The organism is Vallitalea pronyensis (genome assembly GCF_018141445.1).
GTDB lineage: Bacteria > Bacillota > Clostridia > Lachnospirales > Vallitaleaceae > Vallitalea > Vallitalea pronyensis.
The window spans coordinates 1,762,771-1,780,087 of the sequence record NZ_CP058649.1; the positions used below are offsets into that span (position 1 = coordinate 1,762,771).

10 protein-coding genes are annotated in these 17,317 nt (G+C 38.5%); 9 read left to right on the top strand and 1 reads right to left on the bottom strand.

The window, feature by feature from the left end; genetic code table 11:
• Window positions 1–29: 29 nt before the first annotated feature.
• Window positions 30–812, bottom strand: coding sequence for a helix-turn-helix domain-containing protein (locus HZI73_RS07380; protein WP_212697610.1), 783 nt, complete (start codon window positions 810–812; stop codon window positions 30–32).
• Between the two features lie 199 nt (window positions 813–1,011).
• On the opposite strand from HZI73_RS07380, the gene HZI73_RS07385 reads away from it, so the two are divergent.
• From HZI73_RS07385 to HZI73_RS07425, 9 genes are all read left to right on the top strand, one after another.
• Complete coding sequence (locus HZI73_RS07385; RefSeq protein WP_212697611.1) at window positions 1,012–2,748, top strand: arylsulfatase; 1,737 nt, start codon at window positions 1,012–1,014, stop codon at window positions 2,746–2,748.
• A 47-nt stretch (window positions 2,749–2,795) separates the two neighbouring features.
• Window positions 2,796–4,289 (top strand): sulfatase-like hydrolase/transferase, encoded by a 1,494-nt coding sequence (locus HZI73_RS07390; protein WP_212697612.1) that lies wholly within the window; start codon window positions 2,796–2,798, stop codon window positions 4,287–4,289.
• Between the two features lie 122 nt (window positions 4,290–4,411).
• Window positions 4,412–6,604, top strand: coding sequence for a helix-turn-helix transcriptional regulator (locus tag HZI73_RS07395; RefSeq protein WP_212697613.1), 2,193 nt, complete (start codon window positions 4,412–4,414; stop codon window positions 6,602–6,604).
• A gap of 208 nt (window positions 6,605–6,812) precedes the next feature.
• Entirely contained in the window at window positions 6,813–7,760 is a 948-nt protein-coding gene (locus tag HZI73_RS07400; protein ID WP_212697614.1) for an ABC transporter permease, read from the top strand.
• A gap of 10 nt (window positions 7,761–7,770) precedes the next feature.
• Window positions 7,771–8,664: a carbohydrate ABC transporter permease gene (locus HZI73_RS07405; protein ID WP_212697615.1), complete on the top strand. Its 894-nt coding sequence runs from the start codon at window positions 7,771–7,773 to the stop codon at window positions 8,662–8,664.
• Window positions 8,665–8,690: 26 nt separating this feature from the next.
• Window positions 8,691–11,099: a glycoside hydrolase family 2 TIM barrel-domain containing protein gene (locus tag HZI73_RS07410; protein ID WP_212697616.1), complete on the top strand. Its 2,409-nt coding sequence runs from the start codon at window positions 8,691–8,693 to the stop codon at window positions 11,097–11,099.
• A gap of 61 nt (window positions 11,100–11,160) precedes the next feature.
• Window positions 11,161–12,639: an alpha-L-fucosidase gene (locus HZI73_RS07415; RefSeq protein WP_212697617.1), complete on the top strand. Its 1,479-nt coding sequence runs from the start codon at window positions 11,161–11,163 to the stop codon at window positions 12,637–12,639.
• An 82-nt stretch (window positions 12,640–12,721) separates the two neighbouring features.
• A complete protein-coding gene (locus tag HZI73_RS07420; protein ID WP_212697618.1) occupies window positions 12,722–14,407 on the top strand; it encodes a type 2 periplasmic-binding domain-containing protein in 1,686 nt (561 codons plus the stop codon).
• 145 nt (window positions 14,408–14,552) lie between these two features.
• A complete protein-coding gene (locus HZI73_RS07425) occupies window positions 14,553–17,174 on the top strand; it encodes a VPS10 domain-containing protein (protein ID WP_212697619.1) in 2,622 nt (873 codons plus the stop codon).
• The last annotated feature ends 143 nt before the right edge of the window (window positions 17,175–17,317 follow it).

Genomic DNA, 17,317 nt, shown 5'->3' on the forward strand with positions numbered 1-17,317 from the left:
AGACTTTCAAACGAAAACTTGAAAGTCTTTTAATGTTGTCCATTTTCATACTTAGCTTTTAGTCGGTACTCAGTCGGTGTTAATCCAATTCTATTTTTGAACAAACGGGAAAAATACATGTTGTTATCAAAACCTGACTGAATAGCAATGGCGTTTACTTTATAATTGGTTGTGGTAAGAAGTGTCTGGGCTTTATCCAGGCGTTTTTTAATAATGTATTGATTAGGTGACATGTGAAAGGTTTTTGAAAATAGGTTGGAGAAATATACAGGATTCAAATCCATAATTTTTGCTAGGACAGCATTGCTTAATTTGGTATCTAGGTGATAATCAATGTAATTGAGTACCGTTTCAAATCGTAGCAAATCATGGGAAGGTTTTTTACAATGTTCAAAAAAAGGGGCAAGTAACTGGTAGATCGAACTATAAGTGAGCATAACAGAATAGGGTGTATCCCGTTTAAAATGTGTCTGTAGTGTATTAAATATACCCACAAAGTCGGCGAGGGCCTCTACTTGGATAGCTGGTTGATAGGTGGTAAAAATATCAAGAATATCATGATGATGCAAACGAAAATGGATGAAGTAATGGGATAAGAAATTTTCGCAAAGGGTTTCAACCATACTGAACGCTGGCAATAAATACATGTAGCCTGGTTGAAGCAAAAGTTTAGTATGATTAAGTGTGAGGGTGGCTTCCCCATCAAATACATAGTAGATGCGATGATGAGGGTAGGGAAAGCGCTTTTTTGACCATTCCGATGAAACAGTTCCCATATTCACCACATCAATGTGAACCTTTATGTTATTCAAAAAACTCATAGTACACCTCAATCTGTGATTTGTGCAATGATTTATGTGAATTATTCATTGATATATTTATACTGTTTAATTTATCATATATTTATGAAGGAATCAACGTTGATTTTTACTGTCGCTTATAAAGCCCATAAGTTGAGCCTAGGGCATAACGAAGGTATATCAACATGTTCACCGAAAGGATAGAAATATAATGAATAAACAACCCAATGTGGTATTTGTGTTAACCGATGATCAAGGGTATGGCGACCTTGGCTGTACAGGAAATTCAATAGTCAAAACACCCAACATCGATCAATTTTATCAAGAAAGTGTGCGCTTAACTGATTTTCATGTGGGTCCCACGTGTGCACCAACACGTGCTGGTTTAATGACAGGCCATTATGCCAATAGTACAGGAGTGTGGCACACTGTTGGCGGGCGTTCTTTACTTAGAAAAAATGAGGTGACTTTAGCATCTGCACTTCGTCAAGCAGGCTACCGAACAGGTATATTCGGCAAATGGCATCTTGGGGATACGTATCCCTATCGTCCCATGGATAGAGGCTTTGAAGAAACAGTCGTTCATGGTGGTGGCGGCATTAGTCAAACCCCTGATTGTTGGGGAAATGATTATTTTGATGATACCTACTATGTGAATGGAGAAGAAAAGACATTCAAGGGCTATTGTACAGATGTCTTTTTTTCAGAAGCCTTGGATTTTATAAAGCGGCATAAAGATGAGCCTTTCTTTTGCTACATTGCAACCAATGCACCTCATGGACCGTATAATGTTGAGGATACCTATGCGAAGCCCTATCAGGATAAAACCCATCCAGAACGGGCTCGATTTTATGGTATGATTACGAATATTGATGATAATTTTGCTAAACTAAGAGAAACATTAGAAACTCTAAATGTCATGGACAATACCATATTTATATTTATGACAGATAATGGAACCAGTTGCGGTATGTACAGTGATGCAAGTGGATTTGTAGTAGACGGCTATAATGCAGGACTTCGTGGTGGCAAGAATTCTGAATATGATGGGGGTCATCGCGTACCATTTTTTATGAAATGGCAAGAAGGCGGCATTGGACATGGAAAAGATTTTGATATGCTTGCAGCTAATGTTGATTTTATGCCCACCCTATTAGATTTATGCGGTGTGACAGATGACAGCTTACACTGTCATGGTATGAGCTTAGCACCCTATTTACGAGAGGAAAAAAAGCCAGAGGATAGAGTACTGGTAACAGATTCTCAGCGTGTGGCGTATCCAGTGAAATGGCGAAAAAGTGCTGTTATGACTTTCAACTGGCGGCTGGTTAATGGTAGGGAACTCTACGCTATTCAGGAAGACAGGGAGCAAAGAGAGGATGTAAGTTACCAGCACCCTGATGTTGTGGAAGGATTAAGAAGAGAATATGATAAGTGGTGGGACATTGTTTCCAAGCAGTACGATAGCCTTATTCCATTTTCTATTGGTGATGAACCCATACAGATAAACTGTCATGATTTACGTAATGAAGAATGTCATACAGCTTGGAATCAAAAACAGATTCGTGATGGTATGCGGATTGACGGCTATTATGAAGTGGACGTTGAAACTCCAGGTGATTATCGTTTTTCATTACGCCGCTGGCCAAAGGTCGTCAACATACCTATTAGAGAGGGCATCGATCATGAGGATGTGGTATTTGAGAAAGGGTATATTCTACCACAGGACTGGTCTTATTATTCAGGTGGGAAGCCATTAGATATAGCCTATGGAGAGATACAAATTCAAGGACAATCCCATGTGACAGCCATTGATGACACGTCATGTGAAGCATCTTTTGTGCTATCCCTTGAAAAAGGTGAAGGACGACTGGTATGTCGTTTTCTGGGTGATGATAAAGCATGTGTTACAGCTGCCTATTATGTGGACATTGAGAAAGTGGGCTAGTTGTATGATGATTTTATAAGCATGAACGATGAAAGGGAGGATTTGTTATGGTTAAGCAACCCAATATTATTTTTATGATGACCGACGATCAGCGATACGATACCTTTGGTTTTAAAAGTGATGGTGTTGTGATAACACCTCATCTGGATAAAATGGCGTCAGAAGGTGTCTGTTTTAATCAGGCTTATCATGTATCGCCAATCTGTATGCCCAGTCGTGCTGCGGTACATATGAGTAAGTATATCAGTGATCATCAGTGTGGATTTGATGTGCCCACAGATAAAACGGTTACAAGACAAGAGTTCATGGAGAGCTATCCTGTATTGTTACGAGAAGCAGGCTATTATACAGGATTTATCGGTAAATTTGGTTATGCAGTTACAGATGAGAAAAAAACCAATGCAGAAAAAGTACTTGGAAAAAGAATACATGCAGATGGTTATGTGAGGACAAATGCCCAAGAAGACTTGGAAGAAAATATGCCCAAAGACTTATTTGATGAATGGTATGGCAATACAGGGCAAGGGCGGTATTTTCCTTTAGAAGACGGCACATTTAATGGCCATGCCAACCCATATGATGCCAAACATCTTACGGCATTTAACGGCTGTAAGGCAGTTGATTTTATTAAGAGAGCCAGTCAAACAGGTAAACCATTTAACCTGTCCATTAGCTTTAAAGGACCCCATAATCCTTTAACGCCTGAGCAAAGACACTTAGATAAGTATCAGAACGTTCAAGTGCCTAGACAATACAACGATACACCTGAACATTTTAATTTATTACCAGAGGTGGTTCGAAAGAAAAGTCGTAATCCAGAGTACTATTTCAATAGGGGAGAGTGGAAGAACTTTGGAGCAGGTACTTGGGAAATAGAGGAAAACTATCAAACAGACATAAAGAAATATTACGCCTTGATTACAGGAGTTGATGAAGTCGTTGGTAAAATCCGTGATACTTTAGAAGAGCTAGGCATTGCTGATCATACAATAGTAATCTACACATCAGATAATGGCATGTTTTGTGGTTCAAGACAGATTCACGGCAAATCAATTCTGTATGAAGAATCCATTAAAGCGCCTATGATTGTGCATGATCCTAGACTGGATAAAAGTAGACAGCATGTAGCCGTAGATGGTCTGATTTCTCATGTGGATATCGCCCCAACGATACTAGATTATGCAGGCATTGAGCCATATCCAGCCTATAGAGGCGTAAGTTTTAAGGGGCTTGTTGATGGTGAAAGGGATGAGATTCATGATTATGTGTATGGTGAAAATAATTTTAATAATAATTTTTTAGCCAAAAATGAAGTGAAAGACCCTTCACGTTATCAATCCATTCGCTCCAAGTATGTCAGAGGAAGACGCTACAAATATATACGGTATTATGAATGTGAACCTGTTATTGAAGAATTATTTGATGTCCTGGATGACCCCTATGAAGAACATAACCTCATAGGGAAAGATGCCTATGGGGATACCCATGCCTTATTAGCAGATAAATTAGAGCAATTTATAGGCAGAGTGTGTCATGAATAGAGGATAGAAGTAGAGTAGAATGAGGGAGCTAATCTATGTCGGATTGAGCTTTAAATAGGCATGTGTTATATTAGATATATTAAAACATATGCCTATGATTTTGGAAGTCGGGGGAGGATAACATGAATAAAGGATTTTTAAGACTTTTTATAAAATTCTTTGTGCCGTACTTAATGTTTGTTATGTTAATCTTTGTCTTTGCCTCTATTACCTACGTGACAGCTTTTAATGAAATTGAGCATAATGCTGTCAACATGCAGAAATCTTATATTGACCAGAGTAAATCCGTTATTGATAGAAGGTTTAGAGAAACCGTTGATGCTTCTTTTCAGCTACGGGAGTTTTCAACCATTAAAGCGTTTAAAGAAAAAAGCTATGCATCTGTCAATAAGGATTATTATAGTGCTGTCACTTTATATAATGAATTACAAGATAAATGGTTTCAAAATGAAATCATTAGAGGGTATTTTATATTTTTTGAGAAATCAACCATTGTAGCTAATCCTATTGAAGTGTATTTTTATAAGAGTTTTAATGATGAAGCCCTTAAAATTGAAGGCGTAAGTAAAGAACAACTGTGGGAAGATCTGTTTTCGAAGTATTATTCAGGTCATGTTTTGTATGCCAATAAGATGAAATATTATGAAAATAGCCTTGTTGGGATACCTGTCGTTACTACATTAGGTCATGGTATGGATGATGCCCTTGCTGTTATTTTGATGATCATGGATGGTGACAAATTAAAAAACAGCATGACGGTATTTGCAGAAAGCTTTCATGGTAACTTTTTTATAGTGGATGAACAAGATAACATGCTGATGAGCTATGATACAGCATATGGTGTATCAGAAGATGGAAGCATTGATTATAACCTCCTTGAGGAAGATGCCGTTATGGTTAGAACGAATTCGGATGTGATACCATATACTTACATTTTAGTCCAATCAAAAGAAAAAGTGTTTCATGATATTCATGTATTAAGACGACGAGCGATCATCGGCATCCTGTCAATGATTGTATTAGGTTTTAGTATATCCATATGGATGGCAAAAAGAAATTCAGCACCCGTTGTCAAGTTGATGACAAGGAATGAGCAGTTAACAGAAAGAGTCAATCATCAATTACCTTATATCAAAACGACTTTTCTTGAAAGACTATTAAAAGGGGAATACAGTAATTTAGAAGAAATATCAGCCATTACCAAGCTTCTTAATACGGATTATACGGGAATGTATTATGGTGTGATGGTCATTGATTACGATGAGCATATGCATATTTTTGAAGAAGATGGTGACAGGTTGCTCCAGGAATTAGAGATGAAACGGGTTGAAGTAAAAGATGTTATTTTTGAAAATACGTTTCAGTCTGATTTTGTACATGATATTGATTATGACAAGATAGCCATTATTTTTATTGATCGGGTTGGGGATGTAGAGGCTTTTAAAAAAGACATCCAACATAAGACAGAGACATTAGGAGAAGCCATGAAAACCAGTCAACTCACAAGTATAAGATACGGCGTTGGTAGTATCTGTGACGATATAATGGCCCTTCCATTGTCATTAGGTCATGCTGTAGATGCCTTAGCTGTATCTGTTGGTAGTGAAGAAGGCCGTATCATATGGTATGAATCCATAGAGGAAAATTCAGAGTCCTATTATTTTCCTTTTGAACTTGAAAATCGATTATATAATGGTGTCAAATTAGGAGACAGCCAGCTAGTAACCCAGATTCTGCGGGAATTATTTAAGAAAAATCTTGTGGAACGAAACTTAAAAATTCACCTTATGCGGTTATTTATTCACGATATATGGGGCATCTTTAACCGAATAAGAGAACGAGCCATAGGCACCAATCATACCATGAATAACCTTATCCAAAGTGCAGTGATGGAAATGTATGACTGTACAGACCTTGAGAAAATCCAATTGTTTAGAAATACCTTGCTAAAAGTAACAGACATCTATGCTGTTGAGCGTAAGGAAAAGAAAAACTCAGTCATGGATAATATCAATGCATATCTTCGGCAAAACCTGAGTAATCCTAATTTTAGTTTACAAGATGTTGCCGATGAGTTTAAATTATCCTATAAGTACGTTTCTCAGATTTTTAAAGATTATAATGAAACTTGTTTTATCCATTATATTCAAACCATCCGAATGAAGAAGGCAGAAGAATTATTAATCAACACGAATATGTTTATTGGTGATATTGTCATTGCTTGCGGCTATAATTCAAGCAACTCCTTTGGAAAAGCTTTTAAACGCCACCATGGTGTGAGTGCTTCTGTATTTCGAGAAAAAAATAAGGAGTAATACGATAAGTGAAACACTTGACACAATGTTGTCAGGTGTTTTTTTATCCACGTGTCACCCTAGCTGGAAAATGGAACAAAGCCTAATATGGAAGTATTCCTATCATATGGAATCTATCACATTTACATATCTGTCTTAAGGATTTATGATGACGTTGTGACCATCATGATGCATGTGTAAAAACTACTTCGAAAGGATGAAAAACGGCATGAAAGCTCTTTTAAAGACGAGGCTTTTGAACCAAAGGAAGTTGAATAGCATAAAAAAGGATTGGCAATTGTATCTTCTTGTTGCTCTTCCAGTCATCTACATTATTGTATTCAAATTGGTTCCTTTATACGGCGTTCAAATAGCTCTAAAGGATTATGTTGCCAGAATAGGTATTACTGGCAGTGAATGGGCAAATCCTTTATTTAAACATTTTATTAACTTTTTTAATGATTATAATTTCTGGAGGGTTATTCGAAATACCTTGACCATTAGTGTGTATGGTTTAGTGGCAGGGTTTCCTTTACCCATCCTGTTTGCTTTATCCTTAAATTATCTTGGTAACAAAAAAATCAAGAAAACCATACAGATGTTAACCTATGCACCACACTTTATATCCACGGTTGTCATTGTGGGGATGCTCATGCAATTTTTTCAAACGAGAACAGGGATGGTGAATCAATTATTTACGTATCTTGGTATGGAAGAAATTGATTTCTTTGGCACAGCCGGCACCTTTCCCCATATGTATGTCTGGTCCCAGATATGGCAGAATCTCGGTTTTAGTTCAATTATCTATATCGCCACACTGACAGGTATTGACCCGGCACTCCATGAAGCTGCCATTATGGATGGCGCTAATAAATTACAGAGGATGTGGCACATTGATTTACCTGGCATTATGCCTACCGCTATTGTGTTATTAACATTGAACCTCGGGAAAATACTGAATGTAGGTTTTGAAAAAGTACTGCTGATGCAGAATCCCATTAACATTAAGCTATCGGAGATTATTACTACATATGTGTATAAAGTTGGGCTTGCATCAGCCATACCACAGTTTAGCTATTCCACTGCCATTGGTATATTTAAATCTGTCATTGGTTTAATTCTCATTTTAACCTTTAATAAATTATCTAAAAAAATATCAGAATCCAGTTTATTCTAGGGGGAAAAGTATGAAATATAAAAATACAGGTACGGATCAGGTATTCAATATTGTAAATGGTATTATCTTAGCATTCATATTCATTGTCGTCGCTTATCCGCTCATCTATGTGGTGAGTGCATCCCTAAGTTCTCCCACTGCTATAATTCAAGGGCGGGTCAAATTACTACCCGTTGATTTTTCATTAGGTGGTTATAAAGCAGTTTTTGCAAATGGTGCGGTTGTAACAGGCTTTCTAAATTCCATGTTTTATATGATTGTTGGCACCTGTGTCAATGTGATGATGACGGTGATGTTAGCCTATCCCTTATCCAGGAAAGGATTTTATGGTGGGAAAGCCATTACCTTACTATTGATTTTTACAATGATGTTCAATGCAGGACTTATCCCTAATTACCTTTTAATCGATAGTCTTAACTTAATTGATAAACGAGCGGTTATGATTATTCCCAAGGCATTAAATGTATGGAATGTGATGATTACCATTACATATTTTAGAACCACCATACCTGATGAGCTGCTAGAAGCATCTCAAGTAGATGGGTGTACGGATTTTAATTTTATAGGTAAAATTGTGCTGCCCTTATCCAAACCTATTTTGGCAGTCATCTCACTGTTTTATGCCGTTCAACATTGGAACTCTTTCTTTGATGCCATGCTTTATCTAAACTCGGAAAAATTAGTGCCCTTGCAAATTGTATTACGGGATATTCTTGTACAAAATCAGCTATCCATGGATATGATTACTTCCCTGGACCCAGAGTCCATCTCAGTAAGGGAGAATCTTGCCGTCCTGCTGAAATACGCGTTGATTGTGGTATCCAGTTTGCCACTACTCATCATGTACCCTTTCATTCAAAAATATTTTGTGAAGGGCATCATGATTGGTTCTGTTAAAGGATAGAAGTAAGAAAGAGAGGAACATCAAGTATGACGCAAACAGACATGTTAAATAATAGAAAAATGATACCCTTAGACCAAGATTGGACATTTAAAAAAGGTATGGATATAGCAGGTTTTGATCACCGAATAGATGATGGTGATTGGGAAGTTGTTCATCTACCACATGATTTTAGTATTTTTGGCCCTTTTTTAGAAGATAATCCAAGCGGACCCAGAGGGGGCTATGCACCCGCAGGCATTGGGTGGTACCGTCAACATATACATGGTGAAGATTTCAAAGGCAAGCGTGTGATGATTGTTTTTGATGGTATCTATATGAACAGCTCTATCTTCTTAAATGGCATACGGATAGGAAAGCATGCTTACGGGTATTCTTCACTGGTATACGACCTGACACCTTATTTAGATTGTGAAGGGGATAACTTACTGGCCGTCAAAGTGGATACATCCTTACAACCTGGGTCCAGATGGTATTCTGGAGCAGGTATATATCGTCATGTACGACTAATCGTGACAGAACAGGTTCATGTAGCACCATGGGGCACGTATATCACAACACCTGAAGTCACCAAGGAAATGGCCAGGGTTCATGTGGAAACCTCCATTGTCAATGCCAGTAAAAGTGACAGCCATATGTTATTAAAAACGGAGATTATAGATGCTGCACATCAACAAGTAGCAGAAGCAAGTACAGAAATAACCATTCCATCAGGAGAAACGGGTGTTGTTCATCAGTCCCTTAGTATAGAATGCCCTAGGTTGTGGTCGGTAGAAACACCTTATCTCTATGGAGCAAAAACAACCATTTATTTGAATGGACAGCCCATGGATGATTATTGGACCACATTTGGTGTGCGCACAATGGTGTTTTCTCCCCAAAAAGGTTTTTTACTCAATGGGAAACCCCTAAAAATTAAAGGAACCTGTATGCATCATGATGGTGGTGCACTTGGTGCAGCTTGCTTTGACCGAACATTTGAACGGGAGATTGAGATACTCAAGGCTATGGGATGTAACGCTATTCGTACAAGTCATAACCCGCCAGCTCCAGCGTTGTTAGATCTATGTGACCGTATGGGTATGCTGGTCATGGATGAAGCTTTTGACGAATATCGCAATGGTAAATGCCCTCGTGTATTTGATGGTGAGACAGAGTCTGGTACCCAAGTCAGACGTCCTATTTATGCTTACGCAGAATACTTTGATGAGGATCATGAGACGGATTTATCATCCATGGTCATACGTGACCGCAATCATCCTTCTGTTTTCATGTGGAGTATTGGTAACGAAATCAAAGAACATCAATGGGAAGAAGGGGCAACCATCACACAAGAACTGTGTCAGATTGTCAAACGCTATGACAAAACAAGACCTACCGTTGCAGGTATTGTACATTTTGAGGCAGCTGACAGGCTTGGTATTCCTGATTTATTAGATGTTGCAGGTTACAATTATAAGGAATACATGTACGAGTCACAACATATTCAGTATCCTAATCGGGTGATTCTTGGCAGCGAAACCAGATCAGCTTCTCCTTTTGAAAGAAGAGGGTCCTATGAGGATTTCATTGAGTCGGGTCTATTGGATAAAACCTATGAAGACGTGATGCAAGCTAAAGGCGATGTCACCTCACTTATAGCCATTGATCGGTATCTGCATGCGGAGTATTCATGGAAAGTAACCAAAGCGCTAGACTTTGTATGTGGGTTGTTTATATGGACAGGATTTGATTACATTGGTGAACCTACACCTTATGCATGGCCCTCTAAATCATCTTATTTTGGCGTTATTGATACATGTGGAATACCGAAAGATGCTTATTATATGTACCAGAGCCAATGGACAGATGAACCCATGCTGCACCTGTTTCCACACTGGAATTGGCAAGGAAAGGAAGGTGACCTCATCCCAGTCTGGTGTTATACCAATTGTGAACGTGTTACGTTATATCTGAATGGTAAGTCATTAGGCGAAAAAGTGGTTGATGAATCAGACCTTTTGCATGTTGCTTGGCAAGTCGCCTATGAGCCAGGAGAATTGAAAGCAGTAGCTAAGAACAATGACCAAGTTGTTGTAGAAAAAAGCATATGCACAGCAAGGGCAGGTAAGAGAATTGTGCTTGAAGCTGATCGGAATGCCATTCAGGCAGGTATGCAGGATATCGTCTATGTCATTGCACAGGTGGTTGATGAAGATGGTCACCTTGTACCCCATATGGATGATACATTAACATTTCATGTAGAAGGGGCAGGACAATTGATAGGCGTTGATAATGGAAGTCCTACAAATACATACCCTTACAAAGGCAATTGTGTAAAAACAGTAGGTGGGAAATGTCTAGGGATTATTCAATCCGCTCGTTGTGCTGGTGAAGTGAAATTAACCGTAGAAGGTGAGGGGCTGCAAGAAGAAAAGATAAGCATTCAAGTTGTATAATATGAAAATAAGAGGAGGGAGAGGAGCCAAAGTGAGAGACAGAATTGGCTCATCAAATCATATGAGTAAAGTGCAAGCATACTTAACATTAATTGATCAAGTCATTGAAGAGGGACCCTATCAAGATAATTGGGCTTCATTATCTAAAGTGAAAGAGCCAGCATGGTATAAAAATGCTAAGTTTGGTATTTTCATTCATTGGGGTGTTTATGCTGTGCCAGCATTTGGCAGTGAATGGTATATAAGAAATATGTATCAACCTGAACATCCGGTATATGCTCATCATGTAAAAACCTATGGATCGCCAAAAGAATTTCCATATGTGAATTTTATACCCATGTTTAAGGCAGAAAACTATGAGCCTAAAGAATGGGCTAAGCTTTTTAAGGATGCTGGTGCACGATTTGTGATGCCGGTAGCAGAACATCATGATGGTTTTCAGATGTATGACAGTGACCTTTCAACATGGAACGCTGTACAGATGGGACCCAAAAGAGATGTGATGGGTGATTTAAAGAAAGCGGTTGAAGATCAAGACTTGGTATTTACTGCATCCAGTCATCGAGCAGAAAACGTTTGGTTTTGCAATGGTGCTATGGCATTCGACTCAGGACTAGACTCAGAAGGGTATATTGAACCTTATGGTTACCGTGTGAAGGTAGACGGTACCATAGCAAACCCGACACCTAAGCAAGATTATGGTGACAGCATTCCAAAAGCTCACTTGGAAGATTGGTTAGCAAGAACCTGTGAATTGGTAGATAAATATCAGCCTAAGGTGGTATGGTTTGATTGGTGGATTCAGAACATAGCCTTTAAACCGTATCTTAAAAAATTTGCTGCCTATTACTATAATCGTGCTGTCCAATGGGGGATAGATGTGGCCATTAACTACAAAGACGATGCCTACGCAAAAGGAACAGCCATTTTTGATGTGGAGCGAGGTCAGCTTGCAGAGATTAATCCAAGATTTTGGCAAACGGATACAGCCATTGGCAAGAACTCATGGGGGTATACTGAAGGCAATGTCTTTAAAGAACCTGAGAACATTGTCTGTGATATGCTGGATATTGTGAGTAAGAATGGCGCAATGCTTCTCAATGTAGGTCCCAAAGCAGATGGCACCATTACAGATGAAGAAACAGCCATATTACGGGCCATTGGTGAATGGCTCAAAAAAAATGGGGAAGCTTTCTATGATTCCACCTATTGGTCTGTTTTTGGTGAAGGTCCCACCGCAATTATTGAAGGTCAAAAAATGGAAAGGCAAGCAAAAGGTTATGTAAAAGGTGATATAAGGTATACTTATAAAGCACCCTATGTGTATGCCCATGTGTTAAAATGGCCGAAGGATGGAAAAGTAACCTTAAAGTCCTTTGCTTTAGGCAGTAAACACTTCAAAGGTATCATAAAAGATATAACCTTGTTAGCTTTTGACCATCATGTTAACACCATTAGAAATGAAGATGGGCTGCATCTCAGTATCGATGATAAATATGATACCATTTATCCAGTGACAGTGAAGATTCAAATCGATTAGACCATTTTAAAAAAGAATATAAGGGTAATAAGCTGAAACAATTTAACACAATAAAATCATAGAATGGAAGGACGAAGAAGACATGAAAAAAATAGGATTATGGGTGATGGTTAGCGTATTATTAATCAGTGTCTTGATGACAGGGTGTTCAAATGGTGATAAGCAGAAGGACAAAATCCAATCCAATAATCAGGATGCAAGTGTTAACGTAGAAAGCGATAAGTTGCCAGATAAAGTGACCTTTCCACTTGAAAAGCCAATTACGTTAACTGCTTTTGTTTGTACAAGACCCAATGTGGATAATTATAAGGATAATGTTTTTACAAAAATACTGGAAGAAAAAACCAATATTAACCTGGAATTTGTGGTTGCTGTAGAAAATAAAGCCCAAGAAAAGTTAAACCTCTTACTGGCAACGGATAATTATCCAGATATAATTCTAGGACCCCAGTTAAACACAGCTCAACAAGCACTTAATGGGTCTCTGGGGGCATTATTGCCACTCAATGATATGATAGAAGAATATGGTGATCATACCAAAAAGGTGTTTGAAGACTTTCCTATTGCTTTAGACGTGATTACCATGACCGATGGCAATATCTATAACCTTCCAAAAATCAGCGACTGTTATCATTGTAAATCCACACAAAAATTATGGATTTATAAACCATGGCTGGATAAGTTAGGTCTAAAGATGCCAGAAACAACAGAAGATTTTTATAAGGTGTTAAAAGCCTTTGCAACTCAAGATCCTAATGAGAATGGTAAACAGGATGAAATACCAATGGCAGGGTCTGTAAAAGGATGGGAATCACAAGTCGAAGCTTTTTTGATGAATAGTTTTGTCTACAATGCAACGGTTTCAAGAGGTGGTACAAAACGCTTATTTGTTGATGAAGGGGTTGTCACAGCCTCCTATGCCACAGAGGGCTGGAAAGAAGGTATGAAATACCTTCAAATGCTGCGTCAAGAAGGTCTATTGGCTAAGGAAAGTTTCACTCAGGCAAAAGACGGCTTGAAAAAAATGGGAGAAAATCCTGAAGAAGTTATTTTGGGTGTTTTTCCAGGTGGTTCTCCAGTAACAGCATTGGACTTAAGTGGCAATAGGTGGAAAGATTATGTGGCCATTTCACCTCTTAAAGGACCTGATGGAACAAGGTATGCCCATTATGATCCCTATCGAGCAGTGGCTCCAGGTTTTAGTATTACTGACAAATGTGCCTATCCTGAAGTTGCGTTTGCATTGGCTGATTTGTTATATGATGAGGTGTATAGTTTGAGTAACACATTAGGACCAAAAGGTATCACTTGGGATTATATTGATGATGATACTAAAAAAGGGATTAATGGTGAAAAAGCCATATGGGAAGAAATCATACCTTTTGCCAAACAAGACCCTAATACCGCTTGGAACAATATTGGCAATAGTTATAGACCATCATTGCTACGATTAGGTCGATATACAGATGCCTCCGATAATATTGAAGCGAAACTCTACCAAGAAACAAAAAATAAGCAGGTACCTTATTTCCCAAGTGAAGACATGATTCTGCCTATGCTTGTTTTTGAAAAAGAAGACACATCGGAGTTATTAAAATATACCACGTCCATTAATGAATATGTGGAAGAAAAAATTGCTGAATTTGTGGTATCGGATGTGGATATTGATGCTCAGTGGGATAAATACCTCCAAGAGCTTCAAAAAATGGGACTTCATGAGATGTTATCCATTTATCAAAAGACATATGATAAACATATGAAACGTTAAGAAATCATATCAAGATGAATGGATGATGCACAATACGATCTTATAAACCTAATCCTAACTGGAAAATGACTCATGAAAGACATCATGTGAAGGCTTAAAAGATGAAGTAACATAAATAAGCAGTTGAATCATGAGGAGGATTAATATGAAAGTACCGATGAAAAAGTGTCTAGCAACAACATTAGTGGTGGTTATCATGTCCGTGTTGATGATTGTATCCGAACACGTAGTACTTGCATCTTCAACCCCCGACATACCTGACTATTTTAAGAAACTTCAGTCAAGAGAAGTAAAATCCTTGCAAAGCATTGAGTGGGTTCAAGTGGGACCAGGCAGTCAAGGAGGAGCAGATTCAACCATTTTTCACCCCACAGATGCGGATTATGTGTACATTTCTCAGAACATGAAAAAGAATTATTATTCAACAGACGGCATGAGAAGTTTTGATACGTGGAAATCCAATAGCAGTGATGATAGTCGAGGTTATCGCTATAACCTTGCCCAAACCTATCAAATAGACTTCTCTAGACAGGATGAAACCTTTGGATTGGCAGTCAATATCCTGGGTCTATGGAAAACCACCGATAAAGGTGCCAGTTGGGAACGTGCATCACTGGATGTTTTCCCAGAACCAGATACCATTTCATTATCAGCTGTTTGCTTCGATCCAACAGATGATAACATTATCTATGTAGGTTCAGGGTCGTTCTGGAAAAACATTGATCCAAGAACCCAGAAAAATCCATACAAATCCATAGATGGTTTAAAAGTAACAGGAACAATATGGAAATCCACTGATAAAGGAAAGACATGGCAGGTTAGCAATAGTGGTATGCATCCAGAGGCGGAGATTGGACAGATTTTTGTACATCCTAACAAGCCATCCAAAGTATATGCAGCAACCAGTCGAGGATTTTATTTTAGCAATAACGGTGGTGAAAGCTGGACATTAAGAAACAATGGATTGGATAATGGTATTCTACGAGATGTTGCTATGCATTACAACAAAACAAAGAATAAAATTATTTTCTATGCTGTTGAGTTAACCATGTGGGAAGATGATGGTCAAAAAGGCGTTCTTTCCTCAGGAGGTGTGTATAAAAGCACCAATGAAGGTGAAAATTGGGTATCTGTCAATGACAAGTTAAGTGTAGACCTTAACGCTATTGGTGATGAAGAGATGCTTACAGGTGGCTACGGCTTCTATAAAATCATGGCTAAATGGTTTGGTATAACCCAAACAGAAGCTGAAGAGCGTTTTGATGTACCAACAGCTATATTACCCAGCTTCAGAGAAGTGGAGATAAATCCTACGAACCCTAATATGATTTACATTGTTAATTGTGGGCGTAAAGAGAATTCCTTTGGTCCAGAAGGCGTATGGATATCGGAGGATGGCGGCGCTAACTGGTTTGTTTCAACAAGACCGGGTATTGGTTATACAGAAGATGCTTATTGGCGCTCTCAGTATTCGCCAGAAGATGTGAATTTGACCACACAGAATATGGAGGTTGGTTGTGAGAAGTATTGGTCATGGTTATATGCATTAAGGTACCCTATGCTAGCTTATCAATATCTGGCTATTAGCCCAGACGGTAAAAATCTTATGGTTCATGCTTTTAAGTCCCGTTTGCTATCAAGGGATAATGGACGTACATGGAAACAGGTGGACGCCATTGAATTGGAACCGGATAGTGACATATGGATTGGACGAGGTAACAGTAATGTACCAGGAAAACACGTACTTATCCAGCCAAAGACCAATAAGCCGTACTTTATGGCAGGAGAGACAAGTTTCTGGACCCTTTCCAATAAAGTACATACGATTGATACCAAGTCCCTTCCTGTTAAACGGTTAGATCGAAGTAATACGTTGCCATGCCCTGCAGCAAGTGCTTTTCATCCTCATAATAAGAATATTCTCTATGCGGTCGGTGAACGTTTACAGCATGCAGGGGATTTCATGAAATCAACAGATGCTGGTGCAACATGGGAAGTATTATCCCATCCTATTCCTATGACCGTTAAGCATAAAGTTAAATCTTATACATTAAAAATCAATAAAAATAAACCAGATACCATGTATTTTACAGTACCAAAATCCGTTATCAATGATGCAGGGGGTGGTGTCAACGGTTCCCATATGAACGATGAAGATTATGGGGTGTATAAAACAACAGATGGTGGACTTAACTGGGTAACAATGAATAAAGGACTTCCAGAGATTGCCAATGTAAATGCTCTTGCAATGGATCCTGAAAGACAAAATACACTGTATGCAGCGGTTATTGGAAGTCAAGCTTCTATTGGAGGGTTGTTCAAGTCAACTAACGGAGGTGAACAGTGGTCAGAAGTAACCCTTCCAGCAGGCATTGTTTCTGTGAATGATGTGCACATACAAGACAGTGGAAAAATATTTATATCTTGTGGGACGGCCGATGGCGAACAAGAAAATGGTGGTGTTTGGTCCAGTGATGATAAGGGTGTCACTTGGACGAAGATCTTCCATATGCCCTATGTTATCGAAACCTTTGTTGATCCAAATAACGATGACAGAGCCGTTGTCCATGTTGGAAAAGCAAGTAAGATAGACAGTCTGAATCCAGGCATCTATTTAACAAAGAATGGTGGAAAAAAATGGACTAAAATCAATACAGGCATTGGTAATCCAGATAAAGTATCGGATGTTAAATTTGATCGGGTTGATAAAAAAGTCCTTTGGTGCTCGGTTATATCCAGTGGTTTTTATCGGTTGGCGTTACCATAAGCTCATATAATTTCCTAAGCTTTAAAAAGGCAGCTATAGAATAATCATAGCAAATGAGTACCCAAAAAGCATTGAAAATAAGCTTGTTTTCAATGCTTTTTGCATGTTCACCTATAATCTCATTCAAACTTAAAGTATACGGA

Excerpts from the sequence above, each read along its gene's own strand:
- HZI73_RS07385 (WP_212697611.1), top strand. The coding sequence starts at position 1,012 with ATGAATAAACAACCCAATGTGGTATTTGTGTTAACCGATGATCAAGGG.
- HZI73_RS07390 (WP_212697612.1), top strand. The coding sequence starts at position 2,796 with ATGGTTAAGCAACCCAATATTATTTTTATGATGACCGACGATCAGCGA.
- HZI73_RS07395 (WP_212697613.1), top strand. The coding sequence starts at position 4,412 with ATGAATAAAGGATTTTTAAGACTTTTTATAAAATTCTTTGTGCCGTAC.
- HZI73_RS07400 (WP_212697614.1), top strand. The coding sequence starts at position 6,813 with ATGAAAGCTCTTTTAAAGACGAGGCTTTTGAACCAAAGGAAGTTGAAT.
- HZI73_RS07405 (WP_212697615.1), top strand. The coding sequence starts at position 7,771 with ATGAAATATAAAAATACAGGTACGGATCAGGTATTCAATATTGTAAAT.
- HZI73_RS07410 (WP_212697616.1), top strand. The coding sequence starts at position 8,691 with ATGACGCAAACAGACATGTTAAATAATAGAAAAATGATACCCTTAGAC.
- HZI73_RS07415 (WP_212697617.1), top strand. The coding sequence starts at position 11,161 with ATGAGTAAAGTGCAAGCATACTTAACATTAATTGATCAAGTCATTGAA.
- HZI73_RS07420 (WP_212697618.1), top strand. The coding sequence starts at position 12,722 with ATGAAAAAAATAGGATTATGGGTGATGGTTAGCGTATTATTAATCAGT.
- HZI73_RS07425 (WP_212697619.1), top strand. The coding sequence starts at position 14,553 with ATGAAAGTACCGATGAAAAAGTGTCTAGCAACAACATTAGTGGTGGTT.